Origin of the sequence: Paenibacillus sp. FSL E2-0151, from assembly GCF_037993015.1 — a bacterium.
GTDB classification, from domain to species: Bacteria; Bacillota; Bacilli; order Paenibacillales; family Paenibacillaceae; genus Paenibacillus; species Paenibacillus amylolyticus.
The window spans coordinates 4975267-4999147 of sequence record NZ_CP150308.1; the positions used below are offsets into that span (position 1 = coordinate 4975267).

Sequence of the window (23881 nt, forward strand, 5' to 3'; positions counted from 1 at the left end):
TCCTCACGCATAGAATAGAGGGAATGAACTGCGCCAGTACCGTAAAGCATGAAAGGAGGCCTGAAACAATGAAGGTTGGATTTATCGGAACCGGCAGCATGGGCAGCCTGCTAATCTATGCCCTGATCCAATCGGGTGCACTTGAGCCCCGGCAGATCGCGGCCAGCAATCGAACCCCGTCCAAAGTACGTCAGTTATCCCTCCGTTACCCCGGTCTGCATGAATCCCAGAGCAATCGGGAAACGGTGATCCGAAGCAACATCATCTTCCTGTGCGTGAAGCCGCTTGAATTCAAACATGTTATTGACGACATCCTGCCTGTCGTGAATCCCAATCATATAATTGTCTCGATCACCAGTCCCGTGCAGCTGCGACATCTGGAATCTTCACTTCCTTGCAAAGTCTCCAAGGTAATTCCCAGCGTCACACACCAAGTCGGCAGTGGAGCATCCCTCTGCATACATGGCGAACGAATGACCAGTGAAGACCGCGCTGTGTTGGAAAGTCTGCTCAGTCATATAGGCAGGCCGTACCAAGTGGATGAAGCCTGTACACGAATCACATCCGACTTCTCCAGCTGCGGACCTGCATTCATATCGTTCTTTTTGGAACAGTGGATCGAAAGTGCAGTGAAGCTGACAGGCATCAAAAGGGCAGATGCCTGCGCTCTGGCTGGCGAAATGCTCCTGGGAACAGGCAAGCTGCTCACCGAAGGAGGATACACCCCGCAAGAGCTTCAGGCTCGTGTCGCTGTACCTGGCGGTATTACCGCTCAGGCACTCGCACTGCTGAAGGTTAGTCTTGACGGCGTTTTCGACAACCTGATCCACACGACACATGACAAATATGATGAAGATTTGTTAAAGCTGGATGAACTATTCCGAGCCGGTGAGATTAACCGGCAACAATATTAACGAGTTTGCCTGGAACGGCAATGACCTTGCGAATGGTCTTGCCTTCCAGCGCCTGCTTAACAGGTGCCAGCTCCATCGTAAAGTCCTGCATACCCTGTGCATCCAGATCCTTCGCGATCGTAGCACGAGTTACAATTTTACCATTTACCTGAACAACGATTTCTACTTCCGCATCCACTGTCATGGACTCATCATATTCAGGCCAAGCCACGTAAGAGATCCCACCTTCGTGACCCAAACGGCTCCACAGTTCCTCTGCCATATGCGGTGCCAGTGGTGACAACAGCTGCACAAATTTCTCCATCGCTTCACGAGGCAGTGTGTCCGCTTTGTATGCATCGTTGATGAAAATCATCAGCTGGCTGATGGATGTGTTGAAGCGCAGATGTTCCAGATCATCCGTAACCTTTTTGATCGTTTTGTGAGCAGTTCGTTTGAACTCATCCGTTCCACCGTCCACCGTAATCTTGTCATTGATGGCTCCTGTGTCTTCGTTAATGAAGAGACGCCATACACGTGACAGGAAGCGGTGCATGCCTTCAACCCCGTTTGCATTCCACGGTTTTGTCGCTTCCAATGGTCCCATGAACATCTCGTACAGACGCAATGTATCTGCACCGAATTCATTCACGATTTCATCCGGGTTAATGACATTACCACGAGATTTACTCATTTTCTCATTATTGGTACCCAGGATCATACCTTGGTTGACCAGTTTGTGGAAAGGCTCTTTGGTCTCCACAACACCCAGATCATACAGCACTTTGTGCCAGAAACGAGCGTACAGCAAGTGAAGTACGGCGTGCTCTGCTCCGCCAATGTACAGATCAACTGGCAGCCACTGCTGCTGTTTCTCCTTGGAGATCAGTTCCTTGTCATTGCGCGGATCGATAAAGCGCAGGTAATACCAGCAGCTACCCGCCCATTGTGGCATGGTATTGGTCTCGCGACGTGCCTTCATTCCCGTTTCCGGATCTACCGTATTCACCCACTCCGTAACATTCGCCAGTGGTGATTCTCCTGTACCCGAAGGTTTGATCTGGTCGATATCAGGCAGCAGCAGTGGAAGTTGATCCTCAGGTACTGTCTTCATCGTTCCGTCTTCCAGATGCAGAATCGGGATTGGCTCACCCCAGTAACGCTGACGGCTGAACAGCCAATCGCGCAGACGATAGGTCACTTTCCCTTGTCCTTTACCGTTCTCTTCCAACCAAGCAATCATCTTGGCAACCGCTTCTTCATTATTCAGTCCGTTCAAGAAATCGGAATTCACATGTGCGCCATCACCCGAATATGCCTCTTGTGTAACGTCTCCACCTTGAATAACCTCGATGATATCCAGACCGAACTGCTTCGCAAATTCCCAATCACGCGCATCATGACCCGGAACTGCCATAACCGCACCTGTGCCGTAACCTGCAAGAACGTAATCAGCAATCCAGATCGGCAGTTTTGCACCATTAACAGGGTTGATTGCATAAGCGCCAGTGAATACACCTGTTTTGTCTTTGGCCAAATCTGTACGTTCCAGATCACTCTTACGAGAAGCCTGCTCCTGATAAGCCTGAATAGCTTCACGTTGGTCATCGGTTGTAATTGCTTCTACCAACTCATGTTCCGGAGCCAGTACTGCAAAGCTCGCACCGAACAATGTGTCCGCACGGGTAGTGAACACCTTGATAACTTCCTCGCGACCCTCAATGGCAAATACAACTTCCGCCCCTGTCGATTTACCGATCCAGTTGCGCTGCATATCCTTGATGCTTTCAGACCAATCCAGCTCTTCCAGGTCTTCCAACAGACGCTCTGCATACTCGGTAATTCTCAGAACCCATTGACGCATCGGTTTGCGTACAACCGGATGTCCTCCGCGTTCACTCTTGCCATCAATAACCTCTTCATTAGCAAGTACCGTTCCAAGGGCTTCACACCAGTTAACTGCAACTTCATCTACATAAGCCAGACCTTTGTTGTACAGCTGAATAAAGATCCATTGCGTCCATTTATAGTATTCAGGGTCCGTTGTGCTGATCTCACGATCCCAGTCATAGGAGAAACCAAGCGATTTGATCTGGCGACGGAAATTGTCAATATTACGGAATGTAATATCTCGTGGATGTTCACCTGTATCCAGTGCATGCTGCTCAGCAGGCAGACCGAAAGCATCCCAACCCATTGGGTGCAATACGTTGTAACCGCGCATACGTTTGTAACGGGAAACGATATCCGTTGCCGTATATCCTTCCGGGTGACCTACGTGCAGACCTGAACCGGATGGATAAGGGAACATATCCAGTGCATAAAATTTCGGTTTAGCAGGGTCCTCACCCGTTTTAAACGTTTTATTTGCATCCCAATATTGCTGCCAACTTTTTTCCATGACTTGTGGCTGATAGCCGTGTTTCGGCTGGTTATTCTCACTCATCTATTGTTCCTCCTTCAGGTTATTCACTTTAGCTTTAATTGCAACAAAAAAACCTCAGCATCCCGTAGCGTTTGCAGCGCTAGGGACGAGAGGTTGAATTCCCGTGGTACCACCCTAGTTAGTGGACGAACGTGCTTCGTCATCCACTCCCTTTGGACCTGTAACGGCGGTTAACCGATGCGGATTTCCATTCCTGAACCCAAGCTTTATACAAGCAGGTTAAACAGAATGGTGTAATCACCGCATTTCTCCAAGGCGAGTTCGCAAATCACTGTCAACCGGCTTGCACCAACCGCCGGCTCTCTGTTATGTACAGGAATTACTACTGATCCTTATCATCGAAATATGTATACAATATCGGGACCATTATATAAAAAAGCAAGCCCAAAGTCAATATTACACGTTATAATGACCCTTTTAAGTCACACGGTTCGTACCGTTCAATAATACTCGTTGCTGTTCAGGATAACCGAAAACGCTCAATGCCTTCCTCCAGATTATGAATGGTCCAATTCACATGTTCCTGATTATCATATTGACGATAAGCGCACTCAATGCGCAGCACCAGATCAAAGTACAAGTCATAGAGACTTCTTCTTTTCAGCTCACTTTCAGTCGTAATCTCATGCCCATACCCTTTCACAAAACCGGGTGTATAGTTAAAATGACTGAAATAATGCTCCATCAGAGGATCTGCCCACAGTGAACGTTCAAAATCAATAATCGCTGTGATACGACCTTTGTCTACTAGAACATTGCCATCCCACAGATCCCAACTCACAAGAACAGGTTCTTTTACATCGTCCAGCACATCCGATTTCTCTTCAATCAAGCGTCTCAATTCAGGATAATCGATTGAAAATTTAATTCCGGCTTCTTCCCCGTCGGTAAGAATATCATCCATCAGATTCATAAATGCTTCTTTCCATGTGGAATATTGCTGTTTTTGCTCCGAGAAATATCCAAACTTCTCGCCTTTGATTTCATTAATTCGACGATTGTACCGACCGAGCTGGTGTTCAATGGCCTCCTGCTCTTCCGCAGAATATTGATCCTTGACCTGATTATAGGGTGTTCCAGACATGTACTCCATGATAAAATAACGCGCTGAAGCCATAGTTAACGAATCATCATAAGCCAGCACTTGGGGTACGGGAACATCCTGTAGCTCCGTGATGAGGCGTAGTGCCTCAATCTCAGCAATCATGAAATCCTGCTCACAGCGCATCAGATTTGTCGAAGCCGACGGTGCAATTTTGAGTACCACTCGCTGTGCGTCACTCAGTGTAATGAGATATGCATGATTGGCCCAGCCATCCACCATTTCCTTGTAGTCCTGTATACTTGCAGAGAAATGCTGCTCTATTATGGCATTCAACTGTTCTGACGTAAGTCTTGTTTTATATGTACTTTCCATTTCTACACCTCACATTGACATTTGATTTATTTCCTCAGAAAACGCTTTCTATCCGACTATTATCACCTTCTTTACTTTAACTGGCAATACTTTTTGTCACGTCGTTATGTCTTTTCTTGCATTCCTCTACCCTATTTAAGACTATTGCTATTCATTCTCCATAAAAAAATCAAACAAAAAACTGCCCTTATGCACCATAAGGACAGTTCTCATTATTCGCTCTTACTTCACAGCCACGTAGAACAAGCGCTGTGCGCTGTCTCCAGCTTCTTTCCATTCAAAATCCGCATATACCTTCACGTCTCTAAAACCTGCCTTGGACAACTCAAGCTTCATCCAGTCCGGGTTATATGCACGCTGGACATGAACTTCTTCAAACCGCTGATACATATCCTTGCTACCATCATCCACACGCGAAAAAATACTGAGATGATGTTCGATCTCACAGCGATCCTGATCCAGATCACATGTCCAAATATACGACACGGAGCGCTCATCCAGTACAAAAGGCTGCTCTTCATCATAACGAATAAGGGTATTGGGATGATGCACATCAAACAGGAACGTTCCATCAGGCTTCAGCATCTCGTATGTCCGCTGGAATGTTCGAACGACATCTTCTTGTTCAAGCAAATAATTGACGCAATCACAGAAAGATATCACCGAATCCACAGGTTCCGGAACTCGCCATTCCCGCATATCCTGCTGCACCCAACGGACACTGCCCTCACGATACAAGCGATGACCCTGAGGCGTAGCCTCCATCTTGCTGCGTGCAACCGACAGCATATCTGATGAGAGGTCAATGCCTGTAACTTCGAAACCGGAGTTCACGAGCGGGATCGTAATGGAGCCCGTTCCACAGCCAAGTTCAGCGACACTTTTGGGCATTCCATGCTTTTCCCATGCTGTTCTTGCAAACCTTATCCAGTCCGGATAAGGCATATCTTCCATTAATTCATCATACACATAGGCAAATTTCCGGTAAGACATGTCAGGCACCGCACTTTCAATTTCATTTTCCAATCCTGTTAACAAAAGAAAAAACAGGGGCATCCGGTGTTTACCCAGCCTATCCCTGCCTTATCCGAGTTCCATATTACAACTATTTAATCAGGAAGATTACTTGTTTTCACTTTGATCCGCAGGAGCAGATTCGGACAGATACGTCCAGCTTTCCTTTTGGACCACCAATCCGTCTTTCATCAATTTGCCCAAGGCACGCTTGAAGGCAGACTTACTGATGCCAAAGCGTTGCTTGATGATATCCGGCGGAGTTGCATCCGAGTATGGCATGCCACCCATAGGGCGTTCTTTCATAAAGGCGAGCAGCTTGTCTGCATCTTCGTTACGTCCAACTTGTTTGAGTTGAGTCATCGCCAGATTCACACGTCCGTCTTCACGTACCAGTGTCACCCGACATTTCACTTTTTCACCAAGACGCAGCATATGACTACGTTCGGATGAATGAATCATACCAATTGCGCCAAAGCCCAGTACACCGCCCTCTACAAGTACAAAAGTACCCATCTGCAGTGGCTTGTATACCGTCGCTTCAACCCACTCGTTTAACCATGAAGTTGGCGCATGGAAAGACAATGGTGAAAGCTCACGTTCCCCGGCCAATTTGGCACGCAGACGTCCCTGCTTGTCATGTTCCATGATTACAAAGACTTCATCCCCCACTTGAGGACGCAGTTCTTCCAGTTCAGGCAATTCACGAATAGGAAGCAGCAATTGCCGTCCAAGACCCATTTCCAAGAAACAGCCCAGTCGTGGGTGAACATCAGCCACAACCAGTCGTGCCATTTCGCCAAGCATGAGATAAGGCTTTTTCATCGTTACGGCCAGACGATCTTCTGTATCAAAGAATACAAATACCTCAAGCGTCTCACCAATTTTAATATCCCGTGTTAACTCGGTGTAGTGAAGCAGTACATCTTCCGATCCTGTCGTCAAAAAGAAGCCAAACGGAGACACTTCACGTGAAACCGGCAAAGAGACGACTGTTCCAGCAATCAAACTCATACAGTTTCCACCACTTTGGCATCAGACCATAGTCGTTCAATGTTGTAATATTCGCGCTCGTCACGGTGGAAGATATGAACAACAACATCGCCCATGTCCATCAATACCCAACGTGCGGAATCCATACCTTCGATACCTTTGATCGTCGCTCCGGCTGCATGAGCCTGTTTGCGAATTTCAGTGGCAATGGCTTGTACCTGTGTATCGGAATTCCCGTGACAAATAACAAAATAATCTGCCACCAGGGAAACATTAATCAGATCCAACGCTACAATGTTGGATGCCTTTTTGTCGTCAGCGGCAGCAACCGCCATATTCATAAGTTCTTTCGATGATACTGTCATGAACCAACCTCCATAATCTATAATTGTGCAATTAAGTCATTCCGCGACAGCATGGTCAAAGGATAAATGACACGTCGTTGCGAGATCAGCAAGCTGATCGTCGAATCGAATCCGGCAATTAAACCTTCCTCCAGACTACGTTCAGCCTGTTCGCGAATGTGATCCACTCCCGGGAAATCTCGTCCCGGTTCAATGTAATCGGCAAGACATACCACTTTGTCCAGCAAGCTCATGCCTACCCGACCCGAGGTATGCCACCGGATGGCATTAATAACTTCGGAATCTTCCACACCGTAATCACGCTTGGCTACAAAAGCACCGACTTCGGAATGCCAGAGTTGCTTGTCATGCTGCAGAAGTTCCTGGTTTAACCCGTTATCACGGATGACCGCTTCCATCTTCGCTACGGGCCAGTACTTCGCCACATCATGCAATATCGCTGCCAGATCTGCTTTCACAGGATCAGCACCGTATTTTTCAGCCAACATCACTGACGATTCCATTACACCCAGTGTATGCTTCCAGCGTTTTTCCGGCATTTGTCCGGATACGGCTTGAATCAGTTCATCACGGCTTAGTGCCATATAAACCGCTCCTTACAATGTATTGGTGCACTTCATCAGGAATCATGAAGCGTACCGAATGACCTTTGGCCAGACGTCTGCGTACGGCTGTCGATGAAATATCGACCAAGGGCATCTCGGCCAGCAGGACCCGATCCTGTAACTCGTCTGGTAAATCATCCAGATGTAACTGGAAGCCCGGCCGACCAACTCCGATAAAGGTTAAGCGTTCTGCAAGCTCTTCAATCTGCTCCCATTTGGGGAGATAGTTCACCATATCCGCCCCGATAATGAAATAAAATTCATGTTCAGGATGGCGACGCCACAGTTCCTTCATCGTATCGATGGTATAAGACACGCCGCCCAATTCCATCTCGATACCCAGCACCTCATATTGCTGCACACCATTCACAGCCGCTTCCGTCATATCGAGACGTTGCTGTCCCGAAGCTCCGGCTCCGCGTTTGTGAGGTGGAACATGGGAAGGCATGAACCAGATCTCATCCAGTGCATGTGAATCCCTTGCCGCTTCAGCTGCCAGGAGGTGTCCCATGTGGATCGGATCAAACGTACCACCCATGATGCCGATCTTCACCTGCGTCACGCTCCCTTATCTAGGTAGTTCGATTTGTTTGTTATCGCGAGATTCTTTGTACAGGATGATTGTGTTACCGATGAGTTGTACAAGCTCACTTCCCGTTTCACGGGCAACTTCTTCTGCCATCTCTTTTCTGTCCTCGTCATTGTTGTTCAACACTTGCACTTTCATCAATTCGCGCTTCTCAATCGCATCTTCGATGTGACGGAACAGGTGCTCGTTGGTTCCACCTTTACCAATCTGAAATACAGGGGTCAGGTGATGTGCCTGTGACCGCAAAAAGCGCTTTTGTTTACCGTTTAACATGAATACTCCATACTCCTTATGTTGAGCAGGCCCTGATCGACAGCGCAAAAACTGTCCGGACCTGACCATTCAATTATTATTTTTCAATGGTAAAAATGATCACTGAGTACACAAAGTAACTCCGATTGCAGTACCATCTTCCGATCGCTGTTATCCCCAGATTTTTCTGATCCCTTTTCACAAAGGGAAAATCCGGTGATAAATGCGACCACTTCGTTTCTTCAGATTGGTTCTGCACTCGTCGTCTGCATGTACTCTTAATATCATTTTCACACTTCAAAACTGTTTAGTACAGCACGTCTCATCGTTTCCACAGGAGCGGGAATGCCGAGCCAATGTTCAAAGGCCACTGCGCCCTGATATACAAACATACCCAGACCACCGTGCACCGTGCATCCTCGTATCCGCGATTCTCGAAGCAGACGGGTCTCCTGCGGATTGTAGATCAGATCACTCACCGCTGCGCCTTCACGGATCAGTGCAGGATCAACCGGTACGTCATCAACATGCGGGTGCATTCCGGCAGCCGTTGTGTTAATCACGATATCAGCCGTAGCCAGTACCGTTGTAGCGTCTTCCATGCCACTGCCCGAGATTTCTCCCAAGCCATGGCCTCGTAAATCCGAAGCAAGTGTAATAGCCCTGTCCGCTGTACGGTTCAGAATGTGGATCCGTTCAGGCTTCTCCAGTGCAAGTGCATATATGACACCTCTCGCTGCTCCACCTGCTCCCAGGACAGCGATACGTTTGCCCGCAAGCTCAGGCACAGCCTCTTCCTTCAACGATCGGACATAACCAATACCATCCGTATTGTACCCTGTCAGTGTTCCACCTTCATTAACGATGGTATTCACCGCACCAATCAGGCGAGCACTTTCATCGATCACATCCAGATACTGCATCACCTGCTCTTTGTGCGGGATGGTCACATTAACACCACGATAGCCCAGTGCCACAATTCCGCGAACGGCCGCTTCCAGTTGATCCGGATGAACATGCAGTGGCATATACATTCCATTCACTCCTGCAGCCTGCAGAGCCGCATTGTGCATTGCCGGAGACTTGGAGTGAGCAATAGGATCACCCATAACACCAAGCAACACGGGAAGTGAAGAGTTGAATTTGTTCTGCTCAGACATAGGTCCGCCTCCGATCCATCTGATGTACAGCTTCTGAGATTACTAGATCAAGGATGGGCGGATCTGTACACGAATGCCTTTTGGAGCATGAACAGCAACAAGCGCTCCAATATCGCCATTAACCTTAATCCAGCCCAGACCCGAGATGAATACATCCGATTGACTGCCGCGTTTGATGCGGAATTCATGTCTGGTCCATTCAGCCATCTCTGCTGCATCCTCACGGGTTGGCGGAGACAACAATTCTCCCAGATGGTCGCGGTACAGATCATCTGCACGCTCCAGCTTCGTCCGGTGAATATCAAGCGCAGTGCTGATAAAACAAGTGAACGACTGGCGATCACCTTCCACAAAGTCAAATCGAGCCATGCCGCCAAAGAACAGCGTCTGACCGGAATTCAACTGATACACAGCGGGTTTAAGCGGTTTTTCCGGCATGATGGCAGCGAGATCCTTACGTGAAACAATCTCGCTGAAACGCCATGGATAAACGATTCCGGGCGTATCAATGATATATTTTCCATCATCCAACGGAATGTTCACCATGTCCAGCGTTGTTCCCGGATAACGGGATGTGGTCAGTTCCTGCTCCAGATCGCTGTAATCACGGATCAGACGGTTAATCAGTGTGGATTTGCCCACATTGGTGCCGCCAACCACATATACGTCACGATCTTCGCGATAGGTTCCAACAAGCTCAAGCAGACGGTCGAAGCCCTGATTTTGCTTTGCACTGCACAAGACTACATCCACGGTACGCAAACCCTGTTCTTTGGCTTGCTTTTGTACCCAGTTGCGAATCTTGTTCCAGTTAGTTACTTTCGGAAGCAAGTCCGTTTTGTTCACAGCAAGCAATACCGGATTGTTGCCTACAAAACGTTGCAGACCGGAGATAATACTGCCATCAAAGTCAAACAAATCAACGATATGGATGACAAGTGCATCCTTATCCCCGATTTTGCTAAGCAGCGCCAGGAATTCGTCCTGATCCACCGTAACGGATGATGACTCATTGTAGTTTTTGATACGGAAACAGCGTTGGCATATAACCGGTTCACGATCCAATGCCTTCTCGGGGATAAACCCTGGTAATTCCGAATTTTCTGTTTGCAGATGCACGCCGCATCCGCTGCACCTTACGGCAAGGTTGCCGTTATGCGGTTCTGTCATTTCTTCTTTTCCTCCTCAAGCCATAAGCCTTTCTTGCGTAAACTCGTTAGAGCAATCCGTTCCACGCGTCGATTGAAGCGGGTCATAAAACCTTCGTCCCCAATGGAGATTGGCAGTACCAGAACGGTATATAACCCCATTCGGTTCCCTCCATAGACGTCCGTAAGCATCTGATCACCTACTACAATCGTTTTTTCAGGAGATAACTCCATCATTTTCATTGCTCTACGAAACGGTACATTCGATGGTTTGCGTGCACTATGCACAAACTGGATATCCAGCGGGGTCGCAAACAGGGATACACGATTCAAATTGTTATTGGACACAATCATCAGCTTGAAACCTGCCTCTTTCACACGTGCAAACCATTCAATCAGTTCGGGCGTAGCGTCAGGGGCTTTGGCTCCAACGAGTGTGTTATCCAGATCAGTTATAATTCCACGGTAGCCTTGAGCGTACAGCTCTTCCAGATTAATGTCAAAAACCGTGTCTACACGCAGCTTGGGCATTAACATTTTAAACAAAGAAGTCACCTCAGTTTCATACGACACACTATATCACAAATCCGTCTTTCCTGAAAATGCATACAGCGCCTGATGGCATAGGAAAAAAGGAAAAACGGGACGGGCAACAACTATGCCCGTTCCGCTTTCAGTTCCTTCCGCAGCTTCAAGGCGGTCTGATAGACGCCCTTCCAGTCGTCGGCAGTTACGGACGCCGGACTGTAACGAGTCTGTTCAAACTTCGTGAGAAGCTCATACAATGTTGCTTCTGCAGCAGGTTTTGCCTGGCTCCAGCGGGCTACCGATTCACGAAGTGTCTCGTCTCCGCTCCGGGTCAACCCTTTGCGTTTCACATACTGAATCCAACGCTCGGTCTCTGCCACTACCTTCTGTTCAGGGGTGAGCGGTCCACCTGTCCGTAGACGAAGCAGGAAGAATCGCATGGAGAAACGATTACGCCAGAACATATATGCTACCCACAATACAATAATGGCTCCTGCAGCCCAGATAACAAAAGTCGGGATGGCAGACGATGTCTGCTCAGGTGCAGGAGTCTGCTCTTCCTCTTGTACCGGCTCCTCTTCTGGCTCTTCTTCAGGCTCATCTACAGGTTGTACATCAGGCTGTTCCGTTAGCAGCGGCATATCAAAGCCCGGCGTTGCTTCAACAGGAATCCAGCCATACTCACCAAAATAAACCTCTGCCCAGGAGTGTGCATCTGCATTGGTAACGGTGTAGGTCGTCTCAATCTCCGCACCAGGTTGACGTGGGGCCTGCATGTCCGAATTCAGGGACAATTGTCCAGGCGCATAACCTTTAACCCACCTTGCAGGAATGCCCTCCGAGCGCGCCATCATCACCAGCGCAGTGGAGAAATAGTCACAGTAGCCTTCCATAATATCAAACAGGAAACCTTCCACAAAGTCGTTGCTTACTTTTCGAGATAAATCCGGATTGTTTGTGTATTCAAAATTAGTTTGTAAATAGTTTTGCAGTAATGCCACTTTTTCATACGGAGTATTCGCAGATGCCGTTATCTCGGCTGCCAGATTCGACACCCGGTCAGGGAAACGGGATGGTAACTGCAAGTACATATCATCTGCCGGATTACTGTTATACAGATCTTCAAATGACTTCGTACGGAGCTCATCTTCCACAATCACAGGGGCTTCCGATACGATAGTATACGTCTTGGGATACTGTGGTTGCTGACGGTCTGTCACCACATGCAGTTCAGCCTGTTCAGCATTCCACAACATCCGTTCCGTTCTGTCCTCACCATTAATGGAGCTCACTTCCGAGATCGAATAAGCACCAAAGAGAATCGGATAGACATTATCATTCAGCATCGTTACATTCTGAGTCACTTGTTTGGTATTCACATTACCGGATTCTTGGTTCTCCAGAGGCTGTCCGGCTTGAACATTCTCTGTCGTACCCCGTCCACGGTCATCCCAACCTGTGCCTGTATACTCTGCACGTGTCTCACCGCGCCAGTAACTACGCTCATTGGTCGTGACAGACATGACAGGGGTATAGTCGAAGTTGAATCCTCCACCAAGCTGATTGTCTTCCCTGCTGTATCCCGATTCGGTAGCCGCGGGAATATCAAGGTTTCCGTTACCAGCCTGACTTGTGGAAGTTCCGGTATAGTTACGCCACGCCGTATATGGGTCCGTCAAGGTGGGTGGAATCTCCGGCATATTAACGCTGGCTACAATAATCAAAGAAAAGATAATGGCAATATTGGCCAGGACTTTATAAGGATACCGGATGATTCGTTTCCAACCTTGTGGATATTGTAGCTGATAGTTACGGAAATGCTGACATACGAGCCATCCCATCCCCGCAAACATCACCCACGCGATTTCAATCCAGAGTGGAATCTGAGTGAAAGAATCGAGAATCCCCATCGAAATGATGTTGACACCCAAAAAAACAAGAATGCGACGTGTGGTGGTCACGAGTCGAAGCGCAGCTTCAAGCATCACCCATGCACACAGGGAGAACCAGATGTACGGCGTCATGTGTAATATGAATTGCTCCGCTCGGTCCGTTAAAGAGCCATAAGGGATGTATACCGTATAATCAATTAGCGTTTTATGCAAAATGTAACCAACAACGACCGCCTTGATGATCGCCCGATAGATCGTTTTGAAGGGCAGAATGACCTCCAGCACACTGACCGCTGCAAGTGTCCATAACACCAGAGAAGTTGTCTCCGTGTACCACGATTCCTGCGTAAATGAAATCCACTGCATTCCAATCAGGAAAATCCAGAGCAATGACGCTGCATGATACCAGGATCGTTTGCCTGTAACACTTTCATTTCCTTTTGTACTCATAAAGAACCTCCCCCCATCACCGTTGGAAGCTCCTGCAAGTGAGAAACAGTGAATGACCTCGTGCCTCTTCCACGCAACATGGCATTCCACTCGGCACTCCGGCGGGATTCACTGGTATCGATCAGAATATGACATGGCGTCATGCCCCGCGTATCGGCCCAGCGCAACAGTTCCATTATTTTTTCATCCTTCTGGGGAGAAATCACGACAAAGTAAGCTCCCTGAGGCAGTTGACGTGCAATTCTTTCCACGCCGGGCAACAGATGGGTATCCTGACCGTTATATTGAATATCCACCAGATGATGCATCATCTTCTGTCGTTCCATCAGACTTTCACTGGGGGCCATGAAGGATGTCTGGTCTGACAATGTCAACAACCCCATCCCCATTCGTTCCCTGACACCATACTCCAGCAGAGAGGCAGCCGTGGAAACGGCAATTTCAAATGCATCCCCATGTTCATAACTTGATGCCAGCGCATCCAAAACCAGAACGGTTTTGGGCACAGACTCATGTTCAAACTCCTTGGACTTCCAGTTCCCTGTCTTTGCCGTTGCATTCCAGTGAATGCGGGAAAGTCGATCTCCGTATACGTAGTCACGTACACCATTGATCTGAGTGGTCTCTCTCCGTGAGCGGGTTAACGCCGTCTGAGGACCGGATAACCGTGATTTGCGGTCGTAAAGCTGCCAATATGGAATAAATACCGTTCTTGGCAGTACGCGAAACTCACCTTTGGCCTTAAACTTTCCTCGATGTTCAATCAGTCCAAATATGTCCTCGCTGGCACATTCCGTTTCTGAAAAAACATACTTCCCCCGCTCAAGTGGTGGCGTCTGGAATGACAGCTCCCCATTACCTCGCATATTGGGAATCAAACTTTCCTTGAACGACCACGATTCTCCGTTATGCCGATGCAGCATTTCACGCACAACAACATAGGGAAGCGGGAGGAATCCCGGAATCGTCAGACTCAGCTGTACTTGAACCTGGTCACCCGCATGCAGCAATTCTTCGTGGTCTGGACCAGAAGATAACCTACGAACTCCTTGAGCACGTCTTACCCCGCTAAATCCAGCAATGGCAAGGTATACACCGAGCAGGGTCACCATCGACAGCAACATAAGGGATGTCTTCCCGCCCTGAAACAAAACATAAGCCAGACAGCACATCCACACCATTGCGATGCTCCATACGCGTGGGTGGCGTAACCCTCTATTCACTGTTCTCAAAAGCGGCTTCATGAACTATTGCCCCATGGAGACGGGCACGCGTACTTGCTGGAGTACGGCATTCAAAACGGCCTCGGAACTCATACTGTCCAGTCTCGATTCGGGACGAAGCACAATACGATGAGAGATCACATAAGGGGCCATCGTTTTCACATCATCCGGAAGCACATAATCACGTTCCTGCAAGAAAGCAAAGGCTTTTACGGCCATCATGAACGATATGGCTGCCCGTGGGCTGGCACCCAGCAATACAGATGGGTGGGAGCGGGTTTGACGAACAACATCCAGCAAATAGTCCATAACCGGATCACCGATAAAGACCTCTTTAATCTCCTGCTGAATTGCCGAGATCTGGTCCATATGAGTCACGGATTCAAGGCGATCTACAGGCTGACCGAGTTGATGCTGTTTCAATAGGATTTTCTCAATTTCCTTATCGGGATAACCTAGACTTATTTTCAACATAAACCGGTCGAGTTGTGCTTCCGGCAACGTATACGTACCTTCAAAATCAATCGGATTCTGAGTTGCACAGAGCATGAATGGATGTGGCAGATCATACGTATCGCCATCAACGGTTACGCTGCGCTCCTCCATCACTTCGAGCAGAGCCGATTGGGTTTTTGTTGTGGCCCGGTTAATCTCATCAGCTAGCAAAATGTTGGTCATCACAGGACCTGGCCGGAAATAAAAACGCTCATCCTTCGGATGGAACACAGATACGCCCGTAATATCACTAGGTAAAATATCAGGATTACATTGAATACGTCGGTACTCACCGCGCATGGATTTCGATAATGCCTTGATTAACTGCGTTTTGCCAGTTCCCGGTACGTCTTCAATCAGAACGTGCCCGCCTGCAAGCAAAGCTGTAAGTAAAAGTTGAATTTCAAAGGATTTCCCCATAATGCAGGATTCCAGATTAGAACGAACTGCGGATATGATTTGGATCGACTCTTTGCGCACAGGCATGTGGTCTAACCTCCTAAAAAAGCATACAGATTTCCTTTTATTGTACATGATCCAGAGTCACGAGTACACTCGAAGGAACTCACAATTTGTTTCCAGCCCGTCAGATTCACCGCAGTTCTCGCATGAATACGACAAAAAAGGCCCGGATAAAAGTTATCCGAAGCCTCTGTTGAATCGCAATATGTTCAAGGAGATTTCTTATTCTATGTTAGCCTTTTGGTCTAACCACCAATGCCGCGAGAAAAGAAAAGATGATCGCTGACGAAATCCCCGCCGCAGTCAGGTCAAAAATTCCTGTAATCACACCCAGCCATCCCTCTTTTTCCAACTCCGTCAATGCCCCGTGCACCAAGGAATTACCGAAACTTGTGATGGGGATGGTAGCACCCGCACCTGCAAATTTAACCAAGGGGTCATACACGCCAAATGCATCCGCAAGCGCACCTGTCACAACAAGTGTACTCATGGTATGAGCTGGGGTCAGTTTAACCCCATCCATTAGAAGCTGTCCGATAACACAGATTAAACCGCCAACAATAAATGCCCACAAGAACTGCATTACCTTTATCCCTCCTTTTCTATGGCTACGGCATGTGCAATACAAGGAATACTTTCACCCTGCTGGTACGAAATCGGAGATAACAGCGCCCCGGTAGCAACAACGAGCACCCGTTTAAGATCACCCTTCTGCATCCGGTTCAAAATATGACCATAGGTGACGGTGGCAGAACATCCGCAGCCACTTCCCCCGGCAACCACATAAGGCTGTTTCTCCCGATCATAGATCATCAGGCCGCAGTCATTAAAAACTGTCTGTTCCATGGGAATGCCTTCTTTTTGCAAAAGCTCTTTCGTAATTGGCAGACCGACGGAAGCCAGATCCCCGGTCACAATGAGATCATAATAGCCGGGTTCCAATCCCGTATCCCTGAAATGAGAGATTATAGTGTCGGCTGCTGCTGGCGCCATGGCTGAACCCATATTAAAGGGATCTTTGATACCCAAATCCATAATGCGTCCAATGGTGGCTTTGGTAACAACGGGACCATCACCCGTACGGGAGACCACACCACACCCTGCTCCTGTGACGGTATATTGCGCATAAGGCGGCTTTTGGGAGCCATACTCCGTCGGATACCGAAATTGTTTCTCCACCGTACAGTTGTGGCTCACCGTTCCTGCAAGAACATAATCGCCAGCTCCGGAGTCAACAATCATGGACGCTAACGCTAACGTTTCCATGGAAGTAGAACAGGCTCCAAAGACACCCAAGTAAGGCACACCCAGTTTTCGCGCTGAAAAGGAACTGCTGATAATCTGGTTCATCAGATCTCCACCCACAAAAAATTGAAGCTCTTCCTTGGTGATATTTGCATTTATCAAAGCCAGTTGGGAGGCCTGTTCGAGCAGTTTACGTTCTCCCTTTTCCCACGTTTTCTCGCCGATCTCGAGGTTGTCGTAGACATAATCGAAATCAGATGACAGTGGGCCCTCGCCTTCTTCTGGTCCTACAACTGCGGATTTACCGATGATCCGCGGACGATTTTCAAACTGCCATGTCTGGCGACCCAATCGTTTCACAGGTGCCCACCTCCAAATCCCAAAAAGGCATAAACGATCCCTACGACAAATGCTGCCACGACACCAAACACAATAACGGAACCAGCAAGTTTAAACATGTTGGCCCCTACACCGAGCACCAGTCCTTCAGCACGATGTTCCAGTGCAGCAGAACACATGGAATTGGCAAATCCGGTAACCGGTACAGCCGTTCCCGCTCCTGCCCATTGAGCCATTTTATCGTAAACGCCGAGACACGTTAGAATAACCGATATGAGAATCATGACCGCTACCGTAGGACTGGAAGCTTCCTTCGATGTCATGTCGAAACCGGCCATAAAAGCCTCTTGAATGGCCTGTCCAATCAAACAGACGGTACCCCCAACCAGAAATGCTTTGAGGCAATTTTTCAGGATTGGACGAGGCGGCTCATGTTTTTTTGCGACTTTTTTGTACTCCTTTTCATCCATGGACAGGGACGACGATTTTTTTTCGCTTCCGGATGCAGATTGAGCTGGCAAGATACGAGACCTCCTCTATGTGAAAATGGTTCAAAGCTACGGCTGAATGCCAATGTGTGTAATCCTATATTCATTGTTTGTTAATAATCGGAAGGTTATGTATCCGGCGACAGACAGCATATGTTTCCAACAAGATTATGTTGTGAAAGCAAGATGGGAATACGCCGGATCTGAGGACTTTTAGATAGTCTATAAATAAAGAAGAACAATCACGAGCAAGATAAAAAGAACGATAAACAGTACTTTTTCCGTGCCCTCTTCTGGAGGCTTCATTGGATATTTAGCTCCTTCCTGTAAACAGACAAACAAATATTGAAATAAAGAACTTCACAAAATGATGACATCTCCTCCATATATTCATATTCATTGAAGTGGCATCAGGACTGCGACTACAGCGGATAGAGTCATGAAACTTGGACACGATAAGCGCCCAAAATATGCCTTAAATACGTGACATAAACATGGACAATCACTTGCGCAAGGTTCATACTGTAATGTGACCAGTGGTTAAATAACAAGTCCTCAGCATAATAAAGTGCATGTTCAAAAAGATAAAAGACTTTTTGAACTACATCTTAAAGGACAACAGGCGGGTAGCCGTTCTACTGTGACCTGAAATACATACCAACAGAGGAGTTGTTGACACATGAATGAAAAAACGATGGATATGTTCCGTACGTTGACGGAATTTCCTTCCGCATCCGGTTTTGAACGTGAGCTTCGCGGCTGGATGAAAGATAAGCTTTCCGCTTATACCGATGAGTTCGTCCAGGATCGCCTGGGGAGTCTATTTGGTGTATTACGCGGGGAGGAATCCGGTCCCAAAGTTATGGTAGCCGGACACTTTGACGAAGTGGGTTTCATGACTACTGGCATTACCGAAACAGGTATGATCAAGTTCCGTCCACTGGGTGGATGGTGGAGTCAGGCTGTACTGTCTCAACGATTGGAAATCATCACACCTGATCGTCGGATTACCGGAGTTGTAGGTTCTACACCTGCACACTTGCTGGACGAGTCCCAGCGGAATAAACCTGTGGATCTGAATTCCATGTATCTCGATATTGGAGCAGACAACCGTGCGGAAGCAGAATCCTGGGGCATTCATCCAGGGATGCAGATCGTGCCGATCTGTGAATTTACGCCTATGGCGAACCCGAAAAAAATTATGGCCAAAGCGTGGGATAATCGTTACGGCGTAGGACTTGCACTTGAACTGGTTGAAGCGCTGCACAAGGAAAAACTGCCTAACACGCTTTATGCTGGTGCAACGGTTCAGGAAGAACTGGGGCTTCGCGGTGCACGTACGGCGGCCAATCTGATTCAGCCTGATATCTTCTTTGCACTGGACTGTAGCGCGGCAAATGATATGACAGGTGACAAACAGTCATTTGGACATATTGGAGAAGGCGCATTGCTTCGTATTTTTGACCCGGGTATGTTCACCCATCGCGGAATGGTGGAATATGTTCAAGATACGGCTTCATCCAATCAGGTTAAAATGCAGTATTTCATCTCACCAGGTGGTACAGATGCAGGTCAAGTTCACCTGAGTGGCATTGGTGTACCATCAATAGTTGTTGGTATCTGCGCACGTTATATCCATACCTCTTCTTCCATCATTCATACGGATGACTACGATGCGGCCAAAGAACTGATCGTGAAACTGGTTAAAGGTCTGGATCGGACAACGATGAATACCATAATTAATAACGCGTAATAGCTGACAAGAGACCTCCTAACCATCGGGAGGTCTCTTTTTTATATTCACAACGATATCAGTTAGACACGTAGATTAATAGGCCGAACATTATAGGGAATTACACATAAGATACAATAACGGAAGATGAATTAAACACCAAGCAGCGGGGGACCTGTTATGGCAGTGAGAAGGAATGGAAAATCGAATAAAGGTTCAAAAAAAACAAATGCCGCAAACACCCTTCTCAATGGCAACCTTAAAGGAAGAAATCTGGAACTTATCGTTGCGGCATTACTGGTAAGTGGGAAGTTAAGAGTGGATGCGGTCACGTTGTTTCGAGAAGCTACATTGGTCGTTGAACTGGTCGGGCAGTATAAATCGCTACAAAATATTACACCATCGAATCAAGACAAACTGGTGCAATTCCTCGATGAGATCGGTGGTGATATGACGTTGAATGACGTTATACGGGCTTTCCAACAGAGAATCAATTCCTAAACGCCAAGAAATGAGGTTGAAGTGATGTCTGACTTTGACGGAAATGGGTTCGCTGAACTACTGATCATTGTCATTCTTGTTGTTTTATTTGTATTTGGTTCTTCCGATATTGACGACCTGACTGATTCTCCTTCTCAATCCTAAATTGGCTAGGTTATTACGATTTATTCATTATGAAATGCATACCTGTAAACGCCAGCCCACAATATGCGGGCTGGCGTTTTTGGATGGCTATAGAAATAGCGGTGAGAATGCAATCCAGGCCAAAATAAGAGTAAGCACAATGCAGACATTCTCTACAACGGCCCCACGCTTGGTCCCTGTACTCATCAGATTCACCCGTATGCGCCACTTGAGCGGTGGTAACGGACGAATACCCCGATTGGTTAGTGAATCGGCCAATAGATGCATCGCATATGCCGTGCCTCCCGCTACCCAGATCTCCGGGCCCTGCTGCTGGGTCGTGCTGTACAACAAGCCCGCCCATATTGCGGTTCCGTACAGGGTATGTGTCAGCCCCCTATGAGTCAGTGTGGTGCAGAGCATTAACAAACTGCCTGCAATCAAGTTCCACGGTGCGAACGCGTGACCATAGAAAACCAGCCCAAGTCCAATCGCAAACATCAACACTTTGCGAAGCGAACGCGAAGGCAGGAATGACACGAGCACAATGAGGATCGCAAGCAACAGGTTCCATGGTTTGGCATGAACATAGAAGTACACAAATACAGCTGTGGGCAACAGAATCGTCTGTAACAACCTGATCAGACTGTTAGGCAAGGCTCTGGATACCAGCAGCGAATTTGGCTCATCAATGTCAGGCAATAACGAACCAATCAGAGCAACCGTAACTGCTGGCGCGGTCACTGGCATACCGGCCAACTGCAGAACAGAAAGCGACACGCCTGTCCCGATAATAAGGTGGGATCTTCCCATCATGATGCAAAAACGTCCTTTCGAAGAAATCGGGAACAATACGGCCCAGTTCCGATTTTACAACGAAAACAAAATAAGAACAATAGTTCGCATTTCTTATTTGTATGAAAATAAATATAACTTTCTGTGATGGGGCTCACATTAATATATTTATGACTCTTTTATCTTTATTAGTGAATTAAATCACATAAACTGTCGTCAACCACTTGTATAATTTCAAATATAAACCACTAAAATTTTGAGTAATGTACAGCGTCTATTCAAGGAGGCATACACACATGAACGGAAAAAAAGAGAACCTCATTATCATTGGTAACGGTATGGCAGGAATCAGTACCGTTGAGCAAATTTTAAAATTAACTACGCGATTTGATATTACCGTTTTTGGCACAGAGCCCTATCCTAACTACAACCGCATTATGTTGTCTTATGTACTGGAAGGAAGCAAAACACTGGACGATATCGTACTGAACGACCTTCACTGGTATGAAGATTACGGCATTACATTGCACACAGGCACAACGGTTACACGAATCGATGCCGAGACACACGAAGTTGTGACTGAAGATGGAACTCGCGTTCCTTATGACAAAATCATCATTGCGACTGGCTCCAACTCCTTCATTCTCCCTGTGCCAGGACATGACAAAGAGGGTGTTGTCGGTTTCCGTGATATCGCCGATTGTAATGTCATGCTGGAAGCTGCTAAGCAGTATAAACGAGCGGCCGTTATCGGGGGCGGACTGCTAGGCCTTGAAGCTGCCAAAGGATTGGTACAACTTGGCATGGAAGTTACTGTAGTGCATCTGATGGAAGATCTGATGGAGCGTCAGCTTGATCCACAAGCTTCAGCCATGTTGAAGGCAGAACTCGAACGTCAGGGTATCCGGTTCAAGATGGGTGCGCAGACTTCCGAACTACTGGGCGGCGAACGCGTTGAAGGGATACGTTTTGCAGATGATACGGTTCTGAATGTTGATTTTGTGGTCATGGCTGTAGGCATTAAACCCAATACGGCTGTAGCCCGCGAAAGCGGTATGGAAGTGAACCGGGGTATTGTCGTGAATGACTATATGCAGACTTCCCTTGAGAATGTGTATTCGGTTGGGGAATGTACAGAGCACCGCGGCGTATGTTACGGCCTCGTTGCCCCATTGTTCGAGCAAGGCATGATTCTCGCGAAACATATCTGCGGTGTGGAGACCGCTCCTTATGAAGGTTCAGTTGTATCCACGAAATTGAAAATTTCGGGTGTAGATGTCTTTTCAACTGGTGAATTCATCGACAGCCCAGAGCACACCGTTATTTCGCACAAAGATGACTGGAAACGGACTTACAAAAAAATTCTGCTTCGTGATAATAAAATGGTCGGCGCTGTTCTCTTCGGTGACATTACGGATTCTGCCGAATTGCAGAAACTGATTAAAAATCAAACCGAAATGACCGAGGAATTGTATGGTTCACTCATGGGTACAGGCTGCGGCGGTCATAAGAAAGCAACCTCTGTTGAAACGATGCCCGAGGACGAGATCGTCTGTGGATGTAACGGGGTAACCAAAGGAGCCATTGTTGATGTAATTACAAACCAGGGCCTTACCACTGTTGATGAAATCAAAGCCTGTACCGGTGCAACACGCTCTTGCGGTGGGTGTAAACCGGTTGTGGAACAGATTCTGCAATATGTACTTGGAGACAGTTTCAGTACTGGAGCCAAACAGGGCATCTGCGGATGTACTTCCATGGGTCGAGATGAAATCGTAGCCGAGATTCGTGAAAAAGGATTACAAACGACCAAAGAGGTCATGAATGTACTGGGTTGGAGTCAACCTGAAGGTTGTTCCAAATGTCGTCCGGCGATCAACTATTACCTTGGCATGATTGCACCAGACACACACGAAGATGAGAAAGAATCCCGTTTTGTTAACGAACGGATGAATGCGAATATTCAAAAAGATGGAACGTATACGGTTGTACCTCGGATGTATGGCGGGGTGACTACACCAGCGGACCTCAAACGTATCGCTGACGTTTCAGTCAAATATGATGTGAAAGCAGTCAAAGTGACTGGGGGTCAGCGTCTCGACTTGATTGGTGTTAAAAAAGAAGATCTGACCAAAGTCTGGGCAGAACTGGATATGCCTTCAGGTTATGCATACGCCAAATCGCTGCGTACAGTCAAAACATGTGTCGGCTCCCAATTCTGCCGATTCGGTACACAGGATTCCATGGCCATGGGCGCTCGCATTGAACGTAAATTCGAACGTCTGGATCTGCCAGCCAAGTTTAAATATGCTGTCAACGGTTGTCCGCGGAACTGTGCAGAGGCATGTACAAAAGATATTGGTATCGTAGGTAACGACGGCGGCTGGGAGATCTTTATCGGTGGTAACGGCGGTATTAAAGCAAGACTTGCTGATTCCCTGTGCAAAGTGAAAACGGATGAAGAGTTGATTGAACTGTGCGGAGCCATCATGCAATATTACCGCGAGACAGGTAACTATCTGGAACGGACTTCCGAGTGGGTGGAACGCATGGGTCTGGAGCATATTCGTTGGGTTGTTGTGGATAACCTGGAGGAACGTAAAGCGTTGATGCAGCGGATTGAATTTGCACTTGAGCATGTTGAAGAACCTTGGCAAAAAGCGATTCGCAATGAAGAAGGCCAAAGTAAAATGTTCCATGGAATTGAAGTATCGGCTCGCCCATAA

22 protein-coding genes and 1 other annotated feature are annotated in these 23881 nt (G+C 47.5%); of the genes, 4 read left to right on the forward strand and 18 right to left on the reverse strand.

The window, feature by feature from the left end:
- Positions 1 to 68: 68 nt before the first annotated feature.
- Complete coding sequence (comER, locus tag MHI55_RS22380; RefSeq protein WP_036668550.1) at positions 69 to 914, forward strand: late competence protein ComER; 846 nt, start codon at positions 69 to 71, stop codon at positions 912 to 914.
- Here comER and leuS read toward each other — a convergent pair.
- From leuS to spoVAC, 17 genes are all read right to left on the reverse strand, one after another.
- On the reverse strand, positions 895 to 3339 hold the full coding sequence (leuS, locus tag MHI55_RS22385; RefSeq protein ID WP_036615125.1) for a leucine--tRNA ligase: 2445 nt from the start codon (positions 3337 to 3339) through the stop codon (positions 895 to 897). The two genes, comER and leuS, sit on opposite strands and share 20 nt — an antisense overlap.
- 78 nt (positions 3340 to 3417) lie before the next feature.
- Positions 3418 to 3687: a binding site (T-box leader), on the reverse strand.
- A gap of 112 nt (positions 3688 to 3799) precedes the next feature.
- Positions 3800 to 4756: an aminoglycoside phosphotransferase family protein gene (locus MHI55_RS22390; protein ID WP_076254415.1), complete on the reverse strand. Its 957-nt coding sequence runs from the start codon at positions 4754 to 4756 to the stop codon at positions 3800 to 3802.
- Between the two features lie 222 nt (positions 4757 to 4978).
- Complete coding sequence (locus tag MHI55_RS22395) at positions 4979 to 5749, reverse strand: class I SAM-dependent methyltransferase (protein WP_076254435.1); 771 nt, start codon at positions 5747 to 5749, stop codon at positions 4979 to 4981.
- 129 nt (positions 5750 to 5878) lie between these two features.
- Positions 5879 to 6784 carry a S1-like domain-containing RNA-binding protein gene (locus MHI55_RS22400; protein WP_036668546.1) on the reverse strand — a complete coding sequence of 302 codons (906 nt, stop codon included), beginning with the start codon at positions 6782 to 6784 and terminating at the stop codon, positions 5879 to 5881.
- Positions 6781 to 7128 carry a ribosome silencing factor gene (rsfS, locus tag MHI55_RS22405; RefSeq protein ID WP_036615136.1) on the reverse strand — a complete coding sequence of 116 codons (348 nt, stop codon included), beginning with the start codon at positions 7126 to 7128 and terminating at the stop codon, positions 6781 to 6783. The genes MHI55_RS22400 and rsfS overlap by 4 nt, the downstream gene beginning before the upstream one ends.
- A 17-nt stretch (positions 7129 to 7145) precedes the next feature.
- The gene (gene yqeK, locus MHI55_RS22410; protein ID WP_076254414.1) at positions 7146 to 7712 is read right to left on the reverse strand and encodes a bis(5'-nucleosyl)-tetraphosphatase (symmetrical) YqeK; all 567 of its coding nucleotides are present in this window, start codon (positions 7710 to 7712) and stop codon (positions 7146 to 7148) included.
- Positions 7696 to 8286: a nicotinate-nucleotide adenylyltransferase gene (locus tag MHI55_RS22415; RefSeq protein ID WP_076254412.1), complete on the reverse strand. Its 591-nt coding sequence runs from the start codon at positions 8284 to 8286 to the stop codon at positions 7696 to 7698. The genes yqeK and MHI55_RS22415 overlap by 17 nt, the downstream gene beginning before the upstream one ends.
- 15 nt (positions 8287 to 8301) lie before the next feature.
- The gene (gene yhbY / locus MHI55_RS22420; RefSeq protein WP_017687186.1) at positions 8302 to 8595 is read right to left on the reverse strand and encodes a ribosome assembly RNA-binding protein YhbY; all 294 of its coding nucleotides are present in this window, start codon (positions 8593 to 8595) and stop codon (positions 8302 to 8304) included.
- 269 nt (positions 8596 to 8864) lie between these two features.
- A complete protein-coding gene (aroE, locus tag MHI55_RS22425) occupies positions 8865 to 9734 on the reverse strand; it encodes a shikimate dehydrogenase (RefSeq protein ID WP_340386935.1) in 870 nt (289 codons plus the stop codon).
- A gap of 42 nt (positions 9735 to 9776) precedes the next feature.
- The gene (gene yqeH / locus MHI55_RS22430) at positions 9777 to 10904 is read right to left on the reverse strand and encodes a ribosome biogenesis GTPase YqeH (protein WP_036615146.1); all 1128 of its coding nucleotides are present in this window, start codon (positions 10902 to 10904) and stop codon (positions 9777 to 9779) included.
- Positions 10901 to 11428: a YqeG family HAD IIIA-type phosphatase gene (locus MHI55_RS22435; RefSeq protein ID WP_036668542.1), complete on the reverse strand. Its 528-nt coding sequence runs from the start codon at positions 11426 to 11428 to the stop codon at positions 10901 to 10903. Before MHI55_RS22435 ends, yqeH begins: the two co-directional genes overlap by 4 nt.
- 110 nt (positions 11429 to 11538) lie before the next feature.
- Positions 11539 to 13752, reverse strand: coding sequence for a transglutaminase domain-containing protein (locus MHI55_RS22440; RefSeq protein ID WP_340028811.1), 2214 nt, complete (start codon positions 13750 to 13752; stop codon positions 11539 to 11541).
- Positions 13749 to 14933: a DUF58 domain-containing protein gene (locus MHI55_RS22445; protein ID WP_340390627.1), complete on the reverse strand. Its 1185-nt coding sequence runs from the start codon at positions 14931 to 14933 to the stop codon at positions 13749 to 13751. The genes MHI55_RS22440 and MHI55_RS22445 overlap by 4 nt, the downstream gene beginning before the upstream one ends.
- 66 nt (positions 14934 to 14999) lie before the next feature.
- Positions 15000 to 15956, reverse strand: a complete 957-nt coding sequence (locus MHI55_RS22450) for a MoxR family ATPase (protein WP_036615157.1) — start codon at positions 15954 to 15956, stop codon at positions 15000 to 15002.
- A gap of 208 nt (positions 15957 to 16164) precedes the next feature.
- Positions 16165 to 16515, reverse strand: a complete 351-nt coding sequence (spoVAE, locus tag MHI55_RS22455; protein WP_036615159.1) for a stage V sporulation protein AE — start codon at positions 16513 to 16515, stop codon at positions 16165 to 16167.
- 5 nt (positions 16516 to 16520) lie between these two features.
- Positions 16521 to 17537: a stage V sporulation protein AD gene (gene spoVAD / locus MHI55_RS22460; RefSeq protein WP_036615162.1), complete on the reverse strand. Its 1017-nt coding sequence runs from the start codon at positions 17535 to 17537 to the stop codon at positions 16521 to 16523.
- On the reverse strand, positions 17534 to 17986 hold the full coding sequence (gene spoVAC / locus MHI55_RS22465) for a stage V sporulation protein AC (protein ID WP_047844446.1): 453 nt from the start codon (positions 17984 to 17986) through the stop codon (positions 17534 to 17536). Before spoVAC ends, spoVAD begins: the two co-directional genes overlap by 4 nt.
- Before the next feature lie 697 nt (positions 17987 to 18683).
- On the opposite strand from spoVAC, the gene MHI55_RS22470 reads away from it, so the two are divergent.
- Together MHI55_RS22470 and MHI55_RS22475 are read left to right on the forward strand one after the other, a co-directional pair.
- A complete protein-coding gene (locus tag MHI55_RS22470; RefSeq protein ID WP_100527006.1) occupies positions 18684 to 19757 on the forward strand; it encodes a M42 family metallopeptidase in 1074 nt (357 codons plus the stop codon).
- A 159-nt stretch (positions 19758 to 19916) separates the two neighbouring features.
- Positions 19917 to 20237: a hypothetical protein gene (locus tag MHI55_RS22475; protein WP_036615167.1), complete on the forward strand. Its 321-nt coding sequence runs from the start codon at positions 19917 to 19919 to the stop codon at positions 20235 to 20237.
- Positions 20238 to 20468: 231 nt separating this feature from the next.
- On the opposite strand, the gene MHI55_RS22480 is transcribed toward MHI55_RS22475, so the two are convergent.
- Positions 20469 to 21176 (reverse strand): metal-dependent hydrolase, encoded by a 708-nt coding sequence (locus MHI55_RS22480; protein ID WP_340386938.1) that lies wholly within the window; start codon positions 21174 to 21176, stop codon positions 20469 to 20471.
- A 275-nt stretch (positions 21177 to 21451) separates the two neighbouring features.
- Here MHI55_RS22480 and nirB point away from each other — a divergent pair, with 275 nt between their 5' ends.
- On the forward strand, positions 21452 to 23881 hold the full coding sequence (nirB, locus tag MHI55_RS22485) for a nitrite reductase large subunit NirB (RefSeq protein ID WP_340386941.1): 2430 nt from the start codon (positions 21452 to 21454) through the stop codon (positions 23879 to 23881).